This window comes from Methanolobus tindarius DSM 2278, from assembly GCF_000504205.1.
GTDB classification, from domain to species: Archaea; Halobacteriota; Methanosarcinia; order Methanosarcinales; family Methanosarcinaceae; genus Methanolobus; species Methanolobus tindarius.
In genome coordinates this window covers 2349450-2364460 of the sequence record NZ_AZAJ01000001.1, presented here as the reverse complement: position 1 = coordinate 2364460, position 15011 = coordinate 2349450, and the positions used below count along the sequence as shown (strand labels likewise).

Annotated in this window: 16 protein-coding genes; 14 read left to right on the top strand and 2 right to left on the bottom strand. The window is 40.5% G+C overall.

The annotated features are described in order from the left end of the window. The first annotated feature begins 467 nt into the window (after window positions 1-467). From METTI_RS15845 to METTI_RS11370, 8 genes are all read left to right on the top strand, one after another. Window positions 468-611, top strand: coding sequence for a hypothetical protein (locus tag METTI_RS15845; protein WP_156916278.1), 144 nt, complete (start codon window positions 468-470; stop codon window positions 609-611). Window positions 612-614: 3 nt separating this feature from the next. Next, window positions 615-1676, top strand: coding sequence for an NAD(P)-dependent alcohol dehydrogenase (locus METTI_RS11400; protein WP_023845969.1), 1062 nt, complete (start codon window positions 615-617; stop codon window positions 1674-1676). Between the two features lie 101 nt (window positions 1677-1777). Beyond that, window positions 1778-2530, top strand: a complete 753-nt coding sequence (locus METTI_RS11395) for a carboxymuconolactone decarboxylase family protein (RefSeq protein ID WP_023845968.1) — start codon at window positions 1778-1780, stop codon at window positions 2528-2530. Window positions 2531-2559: 29 nt separating this feature from the next. Then, a complete protein-coding gene (locus tag METTI_RS11390) occupies window positions 2560-3135 on the top strand; it encodes a sugar O-acetyltransferase (protein WP_023845967.1) in 576 nt (191 codons plus the stop codon). A 135-nt stretch (window positions 3136-3270) separates the two neighbouring features. Further along, window positions 3271-3807, top strand: a complete 537-nt coding sequence (locus METTI_RS11385) for a cupin domain-containing protein (protein ID WP_023845966.1) — start codon at window positions 3271-3273, stop codon at window positions 3805-3807. A gap of 62 nt (window positions 3808-3869) precedes the next feature. Continuing rightward, entirely contained in the window at window positions 3870-4793 is a 924-nt protein-coding gene (locus tag METTI_RS11380; protein ID WP_048135413.1) for an alpha/beta hydrolase, read from the top strand. Window positions 4794-4874: 81 nt separating this feature from the next. Next, the gene (locus METTI_RS11375) at window positions 4875-5252 is read left to right on the top strand and encodes a cyclophilin-like fold protein (RefSeq protein ID WP_023845965.1); all 378 of its coding nucleotides are present in this window, start codon (window positions 4875-4877) and stop codon (window positions 5250-5252) included. Window positions 5253-5302: 50 nt separating this feature from the next. Further along, window positions 5303-5737, top strand: a complete 435-nt coding sequence (locus tag METTI_RS11370) for a cupin domain-containing protein (RefSeq protein ID WP_023845964.1) — start codon at window positions 5303-5305, stop codon at window positions 5735-5737. 367 nt (window positions 5738-6104) lie between these two features. On the opposite strand, the gene METTI_RS11365 is transcribed toward METTI_RS11370, so the two are convergent. Both METTI_RS11365 and METTI_RS11360 read right to left on the bottom strand, forming a co-directional pair. After that, the gene (locus tag METTI_RS11365) at window positions 6105-7922 is read right to left on the bottom strand and encodes an MFS transporter (RefSeq protein WP_023845963.1); all 1818 of its coding nucleotides are present in this window, start codon (window positions 7920-7922) and stop codon (window positions 6105-6107) included. Between the two features lie 96 nt (window positions 7923-8018). Beyond that, window positions 8019-8357: a PadR family transcriptional regulator gene (locus tag METTI_RS11360; protein ID WP_048135412.1), complete on the bottom strand. Its 339-nt coding sequence runs from the start codon at window positions 8355-8357 to the stop codon at window positions 8019-8021. Window positions 8358-8575: 218 nt separating this feature from the next. Between METTI_RS11360 and METTI_RS11355 the strand changes: the two genes are divergently transcribed. The 6 genes from METTI_RS11355 to METTI_RS11330 all read left to right on the top strand — a co-directional run bounded on the left by METTI_RS11355 (window position 8576) and on the right by METTI_RS11330 (window position 15005). Continuing rightward, complete coding sequence (locus tag METTI_RS11355; protein WP_023845961.1) at window positions 8576-9526, top strand: DUF3737 family protein; 951 nt, start codon at window positions 8576-8578, stop codon at window positions 9524-9526. A gap of 76 nt (window positions 9527-9602) precedes the next feature. Next, window positions 9603-10055 carry a cyclophilin-like fold protein gene (locus METTI_RS11350; RefSeq protein ID WP_245596178.1) on the top strand — a complete coding sequence of 151 codons (453 nt, stop codon included), beginning with the start codon at window positions 9603-9605 and terminating at the stop codon, window positions 10053-10055. 325 nt (window positions 10056-10380) lie between these two features. Beyond that, the gene (locus METTI_RS11345; protein WP_023845959.1) at window positions 10381-11580 is read left to right on the top strand and encodes an aldo/keto reductase; all 1200 of its coding nucleotides are present in this window, start codon (window positions 10381-10383) and stop codon (window positions 11578-11580) included. Between the two features lie 146 nt (window positions 11581-11726). After that, entirely contained in the window at window positions 11727-12512 is a 786-nt protein-coding gene (gene larB, locus METTI_RS11340) for a nickel pincer cofactor biosynthesis protein LarB (protein WP_023845958.1), read from the top strand. 65 nt (window positions 12513-12577) lie between these two features. Beyond that, window positions 12578-13765, top strand: coding sequence for a nickel pincer cofactor biosynthesis protein LarC (larC, locus tag METTI_RS11335; protein WP_023845957.1), 1188 nt, complete (start codon window positions 12578-12580; stop codon window positions 13763-13765). 352 nt (window positions 13766-14117) lie between these two features. Then, the gene (locus METTI_RS11330; RefSeq protein WP_023845956.1) at window positions 14118-15005 is read left to right on the top strand and encodes a serine/threonine-protein kinase RIO2; all 888 of its coding nucleotides are present in this window, start codon (window positions 14118-14120) and stop codon (window positions 15003-15005) included. The last annotated feature ends 6 nt before the right edge of the window (window positions 15006-15011 follow it).

The window sequence follows — 15011 nt, the reverse complement described above, 5'->3', positions numbered from 1 at the left end:
GTATTATGAAATTTTATTGTTTTTCAAGTATATTCTTAAAAACCATCGGACCAATGAAAGCAAATCCGATTCCTATTAGAATTCCACTACGTATTCCACTTGCTAAATCATGAGAAAAGTATCCTACCACTGCACATACAGTTAGGATTAGAATGAAATACATTATTTTTTCTTTCGTTCGATATATATTCATTTAAGAAACCCCATACATCACAAGATAATTTTAATTTTATCCTTTTTATGTAAGAATGATAATTTCCTTACTATAAAGAAGTAGTGGCAACATTATCCTGACAAAACCACTGAATGTATCTTTGAGTCTATTTCAATATATTCCTTAAAATATGTTCTAACGTAGTAGAAGGTATGAACTATCCAATAAATACACTATTTTTCGGACAAAGCATCCAATATGCTTATCTTTATATACCAGCAAACATAATATACCAATGACTGATTAGTCACTCGTGGTTGCTTATGATTCAGCTACCGACATCCACATGCACGTGACTGATTGCTCAATCACATGGATGGTGAATATGATGCAGGTTCTGAAAAAAGCTAGAAACGAAAATGATGTTCCAAATTACAAAGTAGAGAAGAGGAGTTAAAATATGGCAGAAAATATTCAATCAAAGGGTTATGCTGGAAAAGATGATTCAGGAAAATTGTCCCCCTGGTCTTTTGAAAGAAGACCTGTAGGCGATAATGATGTTCTAATTGACATTAAATACTGTGGAGTTTGTCATTCCGATATTCATCAGATCAAAGGGCACTGGGGACCACAACAATATCCACAGGTACCGGGCCATGAAATTGTGGGTATTGTTGCTGCTGTCGGGAAGAACGTAAAAAATTTCAAAGTAGGTGACCGTGCAGGTGTTGGATGTATGGTTAACAGTTGTATGGACTGTGAAAGCTGCAACAATGGTGAAGAACATCATTGCGACAAGGGTGAAACTATAATGACCTATGGTTATCTGGAAGAATCATCACCTACCGGTATAAGTCAGGGAGGATATTCCCAGAACATCGTTGTCACCGAGCATTTTGCAATAAAGATACCGGATTCCATTGAGCTTCAGGATGCTGCTCCATTATTGTGTGCAGGTATTACCACATATTCACCTTTAATGAAAGTAGATATCGAAAAAGGAGACAAGGTCGGAGTTGTAGGAATTGGTGGCCTGGGACACATAGCCATCAAATTAGCCGTATCTAAAGGTGCTGAAGTTTACGCTTTTACAACAACTGAGAGCAAAAAAGAAGACTGCCTTGCATTCGGAGCAACAGAAGTTATTGTTGTAAACTCAGCAGAAGACCTGCAGCCAATGAGAGGAAAACTGGATTTCATGATATCCACAGTTCCATATGCATACGACATGTCATCATATATTGACTGCGTAAAACCATATGGATACTTCACCCAGGTGGGACAACCAATTGGCGGAGAACTCACAATTAACAACTTCAATATGATATTCAACAGGGTGAACTTCAACGGATCACTTATTGGAGGAATCCCGGAAACTCAGGAAGTTGTTGATTATTGTGCTGAAAACAAGATCTATCCTGAAATTCAGATGATAGAGCCTGAAATGATCAATGAGGTATGGGAGAAGGTCGTAAATAAGGAAGCTCGCTATCGATATGTAATTGACATGTCAACCTTATAATAGGACCATACCAGGTCCTTGCTTTTTTTTACCATGAAAGAATGATAATTTCATATAAAGATTTTTCATGAATTATCCAACAATGAAAGTGAGGTTTAATAATGAGTTTAAGTGAAACAGCAAAAAAGAATCTGGAAGAATTATTCCCTGAAAATAAGTCGGATTTGAATGCAACCGATCCGGAACTTATGGAAGTTCTCAATAATTTTACATTTGACGAAGTTATCAGCTATGGGAATTTGGATACAAAGACCAGGATGATGGTAATTCTGAGCTCCATGATAGCAAGCCAGACCTTGAGTGAATATAAAGTAATGCTTGAAGGTGCGCTTAACATTGGTGTAGCTCCAATAGAGGTTAAGGAGATTGTATATCAATCCATACCATATGTGGGATTTGCAAAAGCAGTTGACTTTGTCCATGCCAGCAATGAAATACTGAAAAACAGAGGGATTGAACTGCCATTAGAAGGTCAGTCCACGACTTCACCTGAAACACGGTTTGAAAAGGGACTGGAAGTACAGAAGCAGATATTTGGCCCTATTATCGATCAAATGTATGAAGCAGCACCGAAAAATCAGATCCACATTCAAAAATATCTGTCTGCGAATTGTTTTGGTGATTACTACACCAGAAAGGGTCTGGATGTAAAAATGAGAGAACTCCTTACCTTTTCCATGCTCCTGTCGCTGGGAGGATGTGAGCCTCAATTAAAAGGACATATTATGGGTAATCTGAATGTAGGGAATGATAAGGAAACACTTCTCAGCACAGTCACACAGCTTTTGCCATATATCGGATACCCACGAACATTGAATGCTATTGCAGCTTTGAACGAGCTGATACCGGAATAAATTTCATGGCAAATTATGGAGAAAGTTTAATGGATGAAAAAAAGTTGAATAAGGACATTTTTGAACGTGACAGGTCAGGAGAAACAGTTTCTATAGATGACCCTGAATTTCCAAAGTTAAAGGAAGTTATGCTTCGAACTGCAGAACTAACGACCAGACTGAACACTTCATATCATGATGAGGATGGAGCTAGAAGTCTGATAAGTGAAATAATAGGTTCAAAGGTTGACGAATCAACCAGAGTAACTCCTCCATTCTATACCGATTTCGGACGGAATATCAAGCTCGGTAAAAATGTGTTTGTCAACCATGCATGTACCTTTATGGATAGGGGAGGGATAACTATCGAGGACGACACCAAAATAGGACCAAAAGCCAATCTTCTTACATCCAATCATCCATTGGATCCGGCACATAGAAAAGAATTGGTATCCACTCCCATATGGATCAAAAAGAATGTATGGATCGGTGCTGCTGCAACTATCTTACCAGGTGTGACAATCGGAGAGAACTCCGTAGTAGCCGCTGCAGCTGTAGTTACGCAGGATGTGCCTCCTAACACTGTTGTAGCTGGTGTACCGGCAAAAGTAATTAGAACATTGTAATGCTTAGTATTATATACTAGTATTGAATATATAATTTTGACTGATTAGTCACTCCACGAGATACATATTAGTTTATCTTATACTAAAAACGATGACTGATTACTCAATCATACACAAAAATAGAGAGATAACAAAATGACAAAAAATACAAAAACCAGATTACTTATGCTGAGTTTTTCTTTGATGTTCATTTTTGCTACAGGATGCATAAGTGATTCTGATAGTGAACTTGAAGATGACACAATATTCCCAAGAGGAAATAATGTTGCCGGAAGTCCACTTGAAGACAGTTTTACAGGAGACGTATGGGTGGAAATGCTTGTGACTGACGATACTTACAACTCTCCTTCATATAACGTGATATTTTCAAAAGGGGCAAGGACCGACTGGCATTCCCACCCAGGAGGACAGCTTCTGTTTGTTACCAGCGGAGAAGGTTATTACCAGGAAGAAGGTGAACCGGCAAGATTACTGAAATCTGGTGATGTTGTGGAAATTCCACCAGATATCGTACACTGGCACGGTGCAACAGCAGATAGTACATTTGAACATGTCGGAGTAACCACCAATCCAGGTGCAGGTGCTGCAGAATGGTTTGGAGACGTTACAGATGAACAATACAATAATTTAGTAATTACTACAGAACAAAATTCAGAGAAAGATAACATGTAGAAAATAACGAACAGGGAAGATATGATCCTGGAGATCTTACATTCGAACTAAGTGAAAACGTAATTTTAGAAGAAGTCAGATTCAAGAATAAATTTGGAGCCGAGGTTTCAGGTCATTTATACGTGCCTGAAGATATAAACAGGTCCCAAAGATATCCTGCAATTATTGTCGGAACACCTTACGGTGGAGTAAAGGAGCAGGGAGCAGGACTCTATGCCCAGGAACTGGCACAGAGAGGCTTTGTTGCCATGGCCTTCGATGAATCCTATAATGGTGACAGTGGTGGAGAACCAAGACATATCTCATCCCCGGACCTGTTTGTTGAGGATTTCAGTGCAGCGGTTGACTTCATCGGTACAAGGGACTTTGTAGACAGAGATAAGATTGGAGTTATTGGAATTTGTGGCAGTGGTGGATTTGCACTAACTGCAGCTCAGGTTGACCCACGTATCAAGGCAGTTGCTACTGCAAGCATGTACGATATTAGCGGCATGTTCAGAGATGGATTTGCATATTCATTGACCGATGATCAGCGTGCTGCATCTTTAGCCCAGATGGCTGAGCAGAGATGGGTAGACTTTGAGAACGGAAGCCCATTGGTTCCTGTTGGATTCCCTCGTGAACCAGCAACAGAAATCCCAGAAGGAATGGATCCTGTTACAAGTGAATTCTTTGAATACTATGCTATGGAAAGAGGATTCCATCCAAATGCAGGAGCATCATTTACTGCAACAAGCGGTATGTCCTTCATGAACTTCCCTCTGATGAACTACATTGAGACAATTTCCCCAAGACCAATTCTTTTCATCATGGGAGAGAATGCTCATTCCAGATACTATACTGAAGAAGCATATGAAAAAGCAGCCGAACCAAAAGAGCTTGTAATTGTTCCGGGTGCAAGACACATCGATCTTTACGATGGCGGAGACAATGACTATATTCCATTTGACAAGCTGGAATCATTCTTCAAAGAAAATCTGAACTAAAAGTATATGGAAAAATAGAAGATCATTTTTCTATTTTTCAAATTTTAACTTTTTCTATTACTAACAAGTGAGAATCTGGATATGACAACTCGCGAAATAAAAAACGGAACAAAAATTAACATGCATTTTGGTAGCACAGTCATTCCCGGAATACTAAATGATAGTGAACCTGCAAGGGAACTCATCAGCAGACTTCCCTTTACAATCCATGCCAGCAGATATGAGTTTGATGTTTGTGGCGTAATGGAAAAACCATTGTCATTTACTGATGAAGACCTGATCCCCGGATGGAAAAATGGTGATATTGACTTTACTACCCGGGGAGATTATTTTACAATTTTGTTTGATAATGAAGAAAATTGCTATGGTGAATTTGTAAATCTTGGTGTTATTGACTGTGAACCTTCTACCATGGATTCATTAAATGGCAGCTTTGATATTTTAATAGAACTGGCCTGATAAATTACTTAGACATAATAACTACAATTAGAACTAGTGAGGAATAAACAATGAAATACATGAATAAAGAGGATTTTGAAAAGGCAAATATGTTTGGAACAGGCGTGCCTAATGAGATGTTTGCACAATATTTTATAGGAGATTCCTTCCTGAATCCGTTGACAAAACCCGGAGAAACTCCAGTGTTTTTAGCAAATGTAACCTTTGAACCTGGATGTCGCAATAACTGGCACATACACCATGCTGAAAGTGGTGGTGGACAGATGCTTATTTGCACTGCCGGAGAAGGCTGGTACCAGGAAGAAGGAAAAGAAGCAGTTAGTCTGCATGAAGGTTCTGTAGTTTATATTCCGGCAGGAGTGAAGCATTGGCATGGTGCAAAGGCCGACAGTTGGTTCTCCCATATTGCTTTTGAACTACCGGGAGAAAACACCCGGAACGAATGGTTAGAGACTGTTAGTGATGAAGAGTTTAGTAAACTATAGTACTCTTTATTATCTCATCCTTTCAGTAGTCTTTAGAATATAGTGGAAGTCGTGAATACTTTAACCAGCCCGGGGAGTACGGCGAAGCCGGCACTTCCAAAAAAATGCTATGAATAGATGCATAAAAAATGTATTCACTTCACCTCTTTTTCTGCATACCGACAATTTGGCATAGAAGTTCAAAGTAGTATCCCAACATAGCCCGTTTTCACTAATTTTCAATAACTGTATTATTTTAGTTATCTTTAGAAATGTGGAGTCGAAAAGTTCCGCCTGCGGTGGGTGGTTGTATTGTTTTGTTTTCTACAACACCTAAAATGTAAAAAAGGGACATGCCTTTGCAGACATGTCACTAAACACTAACACATTACTTATCTATATCATCAGGGACAGCATGCACAAAAGGCTGGCCTTTCATTGCAGATTCTATTTCACTCTGGAGCTCATGCACGTAGTGCTGGCCTCTCATTGCAGACAACAGAGCTGCTATTGCTGAAAGGAATGCACCTATGATGAAGGATACTCTGAGTGCTGGCATGAAAGCCTGTTGCAGAGTCTCCGGGAACCAGTAGTTGCTGGTCAATGTATCGACCACTGATTGTGGTATGGATGCTACTACACTGCTGTCCATTACGTTCAGAATGGTACCCATTGGATTGTATCCAAGGAAAGCTGAGAATAATGCATTGGTTGGGGATATCTCAGATATCTGCTCTGCAAGATTCTGCATAACCGGTGCAGTCTGTGTTGATGCAAAACTTGTGAATGACTCATGTATTGCATTAGGGAACGTTCCCTGGAGACCTACGATCACAATAGTGAAGAAAAGGCCCATACTTAGTACCATAGCTGAGTTCATCAGGGTCGACATCATACCTGAAGCAACTCCCCTGTCCTCGGCGGGTACCGAGTTCATAATGGATGAACTGTTTGGTGAACTGAACATGCCGTTACCTATTCCCATAAGGAAAATGAGGATTCCAAGCTCCCAGTAGTCGAAATTGTAAGGCAGCATTGCAAGACCCAGAAACACAACTGCAACAAGTGCCATTCCGCCAGTAGCTATCCATCGGGGTCCGTATTTGTCCGAAAGCATTCCTGATATCGGACCCATTATGATAAAACCAATGGTCAGCGGAAGCATGTAGATGCCAGCCCAGAGAGGAGTGTCCTCAAAACTATAACCCTGAAGTGGCAGCCATATTCCCTGAAGCAACAGTATCAGCATGAACATTATGCCACCTCGTGCAATAGCTGCCATGAAATTTGCAAGGTTTGAAAAAGCAAAAGCCCTTATCTTGAAGAATTCGAAGCGGAACATTGGGTTCTCTGCTCTGCGCTCTACGAATGGGAACGCAAGAAGCAATATAATTCCTATTGCAGAAGTAATGTGCACAAGCGGACTGTTCCATCCCATTGCATCCATAATTCCATCATGTTCGTAAGGCATCAGACCATAGGTGATACCCACAAGAAGTGATGTCAGCCCACCGATGAAGAATACGTTTCCAAGTATGTCTACGCTGGTCTTCTTTGCCTTGAAGGAAAGCTCTTCCATTTTCCAGTATGCCCAAATAGTTCCAATCAGGGCAAATGGGATATTCACAAGGAAAACATAGCGCCAGTTATAGGTTACAAGTATGCCTCCAAGCAGGAGTCCGATAAACTGGCCTGACATGAGAGCTACTGTATTGATACCAAGTGCTTTTCCCCTTTCACTGCTGGGAAATACATCGGTGATTATGGCAGGACCGTTAGCCATGGTCAGTGCGCCTCCTACCGCCTGCACAAACCTGAAGAGTATAAGTTCTATCGCTCCGGTACTACCGGTTCCGGGTGTTAGATATAGCATGACCGAACCGATCATGAATATGAAAAATCCAAGTCTGAAGAGTCTTACTCTCCCATAAATATCAGCTAGTCTTCCGATACTGAGAAGGATCGTAGCCGTTACAAGTCCATATCCCATCAGTATCCATAACAAGTATTGGAATGCATCCGGTTGCATAGGATCGAGATGGATTCCATTAAATATAGCAGGAAGCGAGATGAGTATAATACTACTGTTGATAGTAGCCATAAATGATGCAAGTAACACGGTAAGTAATGCCGTCCACTTGTATGAGATACCATGTCCCTTTTTATGAAAGATAGTCTCTGTTTTTGCATTGTTTTTGTTTTCCAAACTATTACCTTCTGTAAATCAAAATATTATTCAGAAAATCGTTATCGAATCATCTATAACTGTAGTTGCTTTTTTAAGAACATACCACTATCCGGATTATTCGCAGTCTCCTTCTGTGATGTTATCGATAAGCATGGATATTTCATTGAGAAGATCAGCTTTTTTCCGGGCCATTTCTTCCAATGCCACTGACCCTTCAGGTGTGATTGTATAGACTTTCTTACGATCAATTTCCTCACTCATGACAAATCCTTCTGATACCAGATAATCCAATATCGGATAGATCGAGCCCGTGCTTGGCTTCCATCTTCCTTTAGAACAAGTTTCTATGGTTTTGATTATCTCATAACCATGGGTGCTTTCCTTACTTATCACAGTCAAGACAATGTATTTCAGAAATGCCCTTCTGATGTCGTTATCCATATTATCATCCATACAGTCTATAGTAGTCGTCTGCCGCTATATCGGTACACGATATATCGTCATATGATATCCAACTGTACAATATAGAATATAAATATTGCGGACATGAGTGAGCAGTCAATCATAACCTATATATATGTAAAGTCTCAATGTAAGACTGACTGTTCAGTCAGTCATAGACTGCAATTTTCAAAATAACTCTAATCAATGGCGGGAAAAAAGGTAAAAACATGAGTCAAAAAACTAATGAATTTAAGGACTTGATACTGGATGAAGAGCGTGCTCTGTATGCCATACAGAACGCTACGATCTCTCACTGTACCTTTGATGGTCCTGCAGATGGCGAGTCTGCTTTGAAGGAAAGCGCAAACATATGCGTTTCGGATTGTGACTTCAGACTCCGTTATCCATTCTGGCATGTGAAAAATGCTCAGGTAGAAAATATACGGATGACAGATACATGCCGTGCTGCACTATGGTACAGCGAACAGGTGACAATAAAAGATAGTCATATGGGAGGCATCAAAGCTGTACGGGAATGTAAGGATATAACTATTGAAAACTCAACTATTGTTTCACCGGAGTTTGGATGGTTATCACACGGACTCGTAATAAAGGATTCAGAGCTTGAGTCTGAATATCCATTCTTCTACAGCACAGATATCCTTCTTGATAACTTTGCATTAAGTGGTAAATACTCATTTCAGTATGTGGAAAATGTTGAAATCAGAAATTCCCGTCTGGATACAAAAGATGCTTTCTGGCATAGCAAAAATGTCACTGTTTCAGACAGTATTGTAAAAGGAGAATATCTTGGCTGGTACTCTGAAAATCTCAAACTTGTCCGATGCAAAATTATCGGAACCCAGCCTCTTTGTTATGCAAAAGGTTTGGTTCTTGAAGATTGCGAGATGATAGATTGTGATCTTTCGTTTGAATACAGCGATGTTCATGCTACAATCACAGGTTCGATTACAAGTGTAAAAAACCCACGTAGCGGGCATATCATTGCAGATTCTATTGGCAAAGTGATACTGGATGATAATCAACTGACAGACGATTCATGTGCTATCGAGGTCCGGGAAAAACTGAATAATGAAGAAATTCAAAATTCAGATAACTGTGATGAAATATATATTAAACAATGCAAATGCGCCTGTTCAGGAAATGTAACAAATTGAGGATTTATCTATGAAAATTACTCCGGAACAAAATGAAAAAAAAAAGATCTTGATTTATTCAGGAGTATTTTTGCTGGTGATTTTAGCAATTGGATGTGTTGAACAAAATAACATGGATCAAAGCACCATTGATAATCAATCAGAAGAGGAGCAGGATGAAATTATCCATGAAGAGGAGGAAACAAAAATGCAAATCAGTGTTCAGGCAAATGGAAACACAACGATCTTTGAGCTTAATGATGGGAAAGCTGCAAAAGATCTCTATGAACAATTACCCTTAACCATCGATGTTGAAGATTTCAGCAATAATGAAAAGATATTCTATCCACCCAAAAAACTCGATACAACTGACACACCCATGGCAAATGCAAAAGCAGGAACTCTTGCATATTATGCTCCATGGGGAGATGTTGTAATGTTCTATGAGAAATTCGGCTCTGCTGGTGGTTTGTACGAGTTAGGCAAAGCCGTATCAGGTGGCGAACATATCAAGAATATGTCAGGAACGATTGTCATAGAGAAAGCGTAAACGAATAAAGGATTTCTTAAAATAATACAGTAAATAGAGAGGACAATTTTAGTGACTACAAAAGAGTGTACATGTTTTGATAAAAACACAAAGAAAATTCGCATAGGTACTTTTTCGCATTCAAGCGATATACGTGAGATTGCAAGTCTGATCAATGAAAAGGTGTTCAGAAAATCTGAATAAAATTTATTTTTCACAATAAAATGAGTGATTGAACAATCAAAGCAAATATATACTAATAAAGCCAAACATGACTGACTATTCAGTCAATAAACATTCATGTCGCAAAATATAACTGAAAGTCAAAGATTAGGGAGAACTAAAGATGTTATACAGGAAAATGCCAAAGAACGGAGATGAGCTTTCGATACTGGGATTCGGATGCATGCGTCTTGCTTCAAAAGAAGATGGCAGTATAGATGAAGACAGAGCCACCAAACAGGTACGTGATGCAATCGACCAGGGAGTGAACTATGTTGATACAGCCTGGCCATATCACATGGGAGCAAGCGAACCTTTTCTGGGTCGTGCTCTTGCTGATGGATATCGTGAAAAAGTAAAGATAGCAACAAAACTTCCATCATGGCTTATAGAGAAACGTGAGGATATGGATTACTATCTGAACGCCCAGCTTGAGAAGTTAAACACCGACCATATAGACTATTACCTCATACACGCCCTTGTTGGTGACCTGTGGGACGATGTTGAAAAATTAGGTATAGTTGATTTTCTTGACAAGGCCAAAGCTGATGGTCGTATCATTAATGCAGGTTTTTCGTTCCACGGAGCATCAGAGGATTTCAACCGCATAGTTGATGCTTATGATTGGGACTTCTGCCAGATCCAGTACAATTATCTGGATGAAAAGAACCAGGCAGGTAAAGCTGGATTGGAATACGCAGCTTCTAAAGACCTTGGAGTTGTCATAATGGAGCCTCTTCGTGGAGGAAGCCTTACAAAAACTGTACCGCAGGCTGTGGATGAGATATGGAACGAGGCATCAATAAAGAGGACACCTGCAGAATGGGCTCTGCGCTGGGTATGGAACCATCCTGAAGTTACAGTGGTTCTTTCAGGTATGAGCGAGGAAGCTCATGTTGAAGAGAATCTCAGGGTTGCAGGGGAAGCACATGCAAACTCACTTACAGAAGAAGAAATGCAACTTGTGAAGAAAGTGGAAAACAAATACCGTGAGCTGATGAAGGTAGAGTGTACCGGTTGCCAGTACTGCATGCCCTGTCCGGCAGGTGTGAATATTCCACTTTGTTTTGAGATGTATAACAATCTTTACCTGGAGGAGGATACTGACACAGTAAAATTCATGTATGCTGCACGTACAGGCGGTGCTGTTGGTACAGGTGGAGGCGAGTTTGCATCTCTATGTATCCAGTGCGGACAGTGTCTTGAGAAATGTCCACAGCACATTGACATACCAGATGTTCTTGATTCTGTGGTAAACGAACTTGAAGGAAACGACCTTGAGCAGAGAGTTTCAATGGCAAAGGAGATGTTCAAGCAGGTATGAAAGCGGAGATAGTTCGAAATATCAAAAACCAAAATGAGATATTGTTCAAACCTACTTTAATAAGCTGATAGGACAATATCTCTATTTTCTTTGCTGATTCTCAAATTCAGTTATATATTAATAATCCAAAATAGGAGTGAATATAAATGGATCTCAAAAGCATATTGAACAAGCTGAAAAATAACGAGATGGATCTCGAAACTGCAGAATCCGATATCCGCTCCATGGGCTATGTCCCGGTCACAGACATTGCCAAAATAGATATTTTCCGCAAGCATCGCACAGGCATAATGGAAGCAATCCTTGCAGAAGGCAAAGACCCTGCAGATGTTGTGCAAATTGCAAAAGCACAGGTGGATGCAAGTGGAAGAGTTCTCATTACAAGACTCAGTGGAAGCCACAGGGAAATGATTGAGGCAACGTTTGATCCCGAAAACCTTGAATGGGATCTCCATTCAAAAGGTGTAGTGGTCCACAATGGCACACCTGCACCTAGAACAGGAGGAGTTGTTGCAATAATAACAGCAGGAACTGCTGATATTGATGCAGCTGAAGAGGCAAGAATGGTAGCTCATGAGATGGGCTGTGAGACAGTAGCAATCTATGACGTAGGAGTTGCAGGATTTCACAGGTTAGTATCTGAAATGCAGATTCTCAAGGAGAAAAAACCGGATTCCATAGTAGTTGCAGCAGGAAGGGAAGGTACTCTGCCAACTGTAGTTTCAGGTCTTATGGATGTGCCGGTAATTGGTCTTCCGGTATCCACAGGTTATGGAGCCGGTGCAAAAGGAGAGGCTGCACTGCTTTCCATGTTGCAGTCATGCTCCGTGCTTTCGGTTGTCAACATAGATGCAGGATTTGTAGCAGGTTCCTTTGCTGCGAGAATCGCCAACAGGGTTGCTGAAGCAAGACAAAGTAACGATAAAAAGTGACATTCCTGTTTAACGTTTATAATTTAAAACATACAACTTCAAACATATAATCCGGGAAAGATAATATGAAGTCCCTTATATTTGATCCGTTCTCAGGTGCAGCCGGTGACATGATACTTGGAAGTCTCATTGATCTTGGAGCAGATGCTGCAAAGATATGCGAGATAATTGAATCAGCAGTTGATGTAACCGTATCTGTTAACAGGGCTAATAAGCAAGGTATATCTGCCACCGACGTTAAGATCCATGTACCCCATGAGGAACATTCCAGACACTATCATGAACTTGTGGATATAATCAAGTCAGCAGGACTTCATCCTCAGGTTGAAAAAAGTGCACTTGATGTGTTTACTATTATGGCTGAAGCCGAATCAAAGGTACATGGTGAACCACTTGAAACAATTCATTTCCATGAAGTCGGGCAGAATGATGCCCTGGCAGATGTTATCGGCTCCTGTGCAGCAATCCATGAGATTGGCGCTGAAGCGATATTCTGCACACCTGTCAACGTTGGCGGCGGAAAGGTAAAGGCTGCACACGGACTTATGGCTGTTCCTGCACCTGCAACACTTGAAATCCTGTGTTCAGGAAATCTTTCATCTTATGGTTCCGGCAAAAGAGAACTTCTCACACCAACCGGTGCCGCTTTACTTTCTTATTTTGCAAAACCCATTGATAATCTGCCAAAAGGAAAGGTTCTTTCAATAGGTTACGGTGCAGGCGATGCTGATACAGAAGACCCGAATGTCCTTAGAAGTATGCTTGTTGAAATGGATGACATCCTTACCAGAGACCAGATTGAAGTTCTGGAAACTAATGTTGACGATGTTACCGGCGAGGTTCTTGGAAACCTGTTCGACAAACTTCTCGCAGCAGGTGCAAGAGACGTTGCAATCACACCAACCATCATGAAGAAAGGCAGATCAGGCCATATTATAAAAGTTATCACAAAATCCCAGAACAGCGAACGTGTCGCCAGGGAGATAATGAAAGAGACCGGCACGCTTGGAATTCGTGTAATCCCAACAGTACATCGTTTTGTAGCTGATCGCAGGATGGATGAAATAAGCATCCGGCTTAAAGGTGAGGAATTTACCAGTGCTGTGAAAATAGCACAGGATAAAACAGGCGAAGTACTGCATATTTCTGCGGAGTATGAGGACTGTCGGAAGATTGCTGATAAGGTCGGACTGCCGCTTAAAGAAGTGATTCGCAGAGTTGAGGAAGAGGCGTGGGGTAAGTTTGGATTATAACTTGAGTGAAAACGAAGGAACCGGCAAAGCCGGTGTTTTGCCACTCGAATAAACAAAATAATCTGCATGATACCTTGTACTTTTATCCAAGGAATCCTGTAGAATTCTTTGTATAACCACAATAATATTTGGAATTATAGTCTGTGCAGCAGCATCGTACTGTGCCGCCTTCGGCGTATGGTTCCTTTATTTTAGCTTGCCAGTTGATTTTGTGGATTTAAACAGATAAAAGACTGTTTCTATCATATCAATAATATCTCTACAGAGCATTCAATTTCAGATTTGAATAAACTAATGTTAAAGTGCAGCCTACCACAAACAATCTAAACCATCCCGGCAATTAGGAATTCAGATGATAGACGACGTTGTGAAGTTATTCAAGGAAATGGACAGCAAAGACCTGCGTATACTTGCAGGTATTGAAATAGGCATGAAGCACTTTGAATGGGTGCCTGCTGAAGATATAATGAAATACACTCGCCTTTCACACTCAGCCCTTGAGTTCAAACTTAAAACATTAATCAAGAACAACATGGTAATCGCCACCTATCAGCCATATGAGGGGTACCAGATATACTTTGACGGTTATGATACATTGGCTCTTAACACACTTGTTAAAAGAGGGACTATCAGCGCCATTGGTGATGAGATTGGTGTCGGGAAAGAATCCGTTGTTCATGAAGCTGTAAAGGAACCGGAACTTGCATTTGGTGAAGCTCAGGGTGTTATTCTTAAATTCCACCGGGAAGGCAGAACCAGTTTCAAGAGCGTCAAAAGGACACGATCACACCTTGAAGGGAAGGAACACTTTTCATGGATTTATGCAGCCAGGCTTGCAGCAAAAAGGGAAGCTGCAATTATAAAAAAGCTCTATCCGGAAGTTTCCGTTCCAAAACTGCTGGACAACAATCGTCATGCACTTGTCATGGATGTGGCAAAGGGAACACTCCTTTTCAAAACAAAACTTGAAGACCCGGAGTGGTTCTTAAATGAAATACTCAGGCAGGTTTCCCTTGTTTATGAAAAAGGTTACATTCATTCTGATCTGAGTGAATACAATATTTTTGTCAACGAGAACGGGGTTCAGTTCATTGACTGGCCACAGTACGTTGAAATAAGTCACCCGCATGCTGAAGAACTTCTCGAAAGGGACGTAGCCAATGTCCTGAAACATTTCAAGCGAAAATACAGGATTGATAGGGATCCAAAAGATATTGTTTCAGAGATTATGCAAAGCTGAAGCTGG

Bases quoted from the DNA above. Each gene is read 5' to 3' on its own strand.
- METTI_RS11400 (WP_023845969.1), top strand. From the start codon at position 615: ATGGCAGAAAATATTCAATCAAAGGGTTATGCTGGAAAAGATGATTCA.
- METTI_RS11395 (WP_023845968.1), top strand. From the start codon at position 1,778: ATGAGTTTAAGTGAAACAGCAAAAAAGAATCTGGAAGAATTATTCCCT.
- METTI_RS11390 (WP_023845967.1), top strand. From the start codon at position 2,560: ATGGATGAAAAAAAGTTGAATAAGGACATTTTTGAACGTGACAGGTCA.
- METTI_RS11385 (WP_023845966.1), top strand. From the start codon at position 3,271: ATGACAAAAAATACAAAAACCAGATTACTTATGCTGAGTTTTTCTTTG.
- METTI_RS11375 (WP_023845965.1), top strand. From the start codon at position 4,875: ATGACAACTCGCGAAATAAAAAACGGAACAAAAATTAACATGCATTTT.
- METTI_RS11370 (WP_023845964.1), top strand. From the start codon at position 5,303: ATGAAATACATGAATAAAGAGGATTTTGAAAAGGCAAATATGTTTGGA.
- METTI_RS11360 (WP_048135412.1), bottom strand. From the start codon at position 8,357: ATGGATGATAATATGGATAACGACATCAGAAGGGCATTTCTGAAATAC.
- METTI_RS11355 (WP_023845961.1), top strand. From the start codon at position 8,576: ATGAGTCAAAAAACTAATGAATTTAAGGACTTGATACTGGATGAAGAG.
- METTI_RS11345 (WP_023845959.1), top strand. From the start codon at position 10,381: ATGTTATACAGGAAAATGCCAAAGAACGGAGATGAGCTTTCGATACTG.
- larB (WP_023845958.1), top strand. From the start codon at position 11,727: ATGGATCTCAAAAGCATATTGAACAAGCTGAAAAATAACGAGATGGAT.
- larC (WP_023845957.1), top strand. From the start codon at position 12,578: ATGAAGTCCCTTATATTTGATCCGTTCTCAGGTGCAGCCGGTGACATG.
- METTI_RS11330 (WP_023845956.1), top strand. From the start codon at position 14,118: ATGATAGACGACGTTGTGAAGTTATTCAAGGAAATGGACAGCAAAGAC.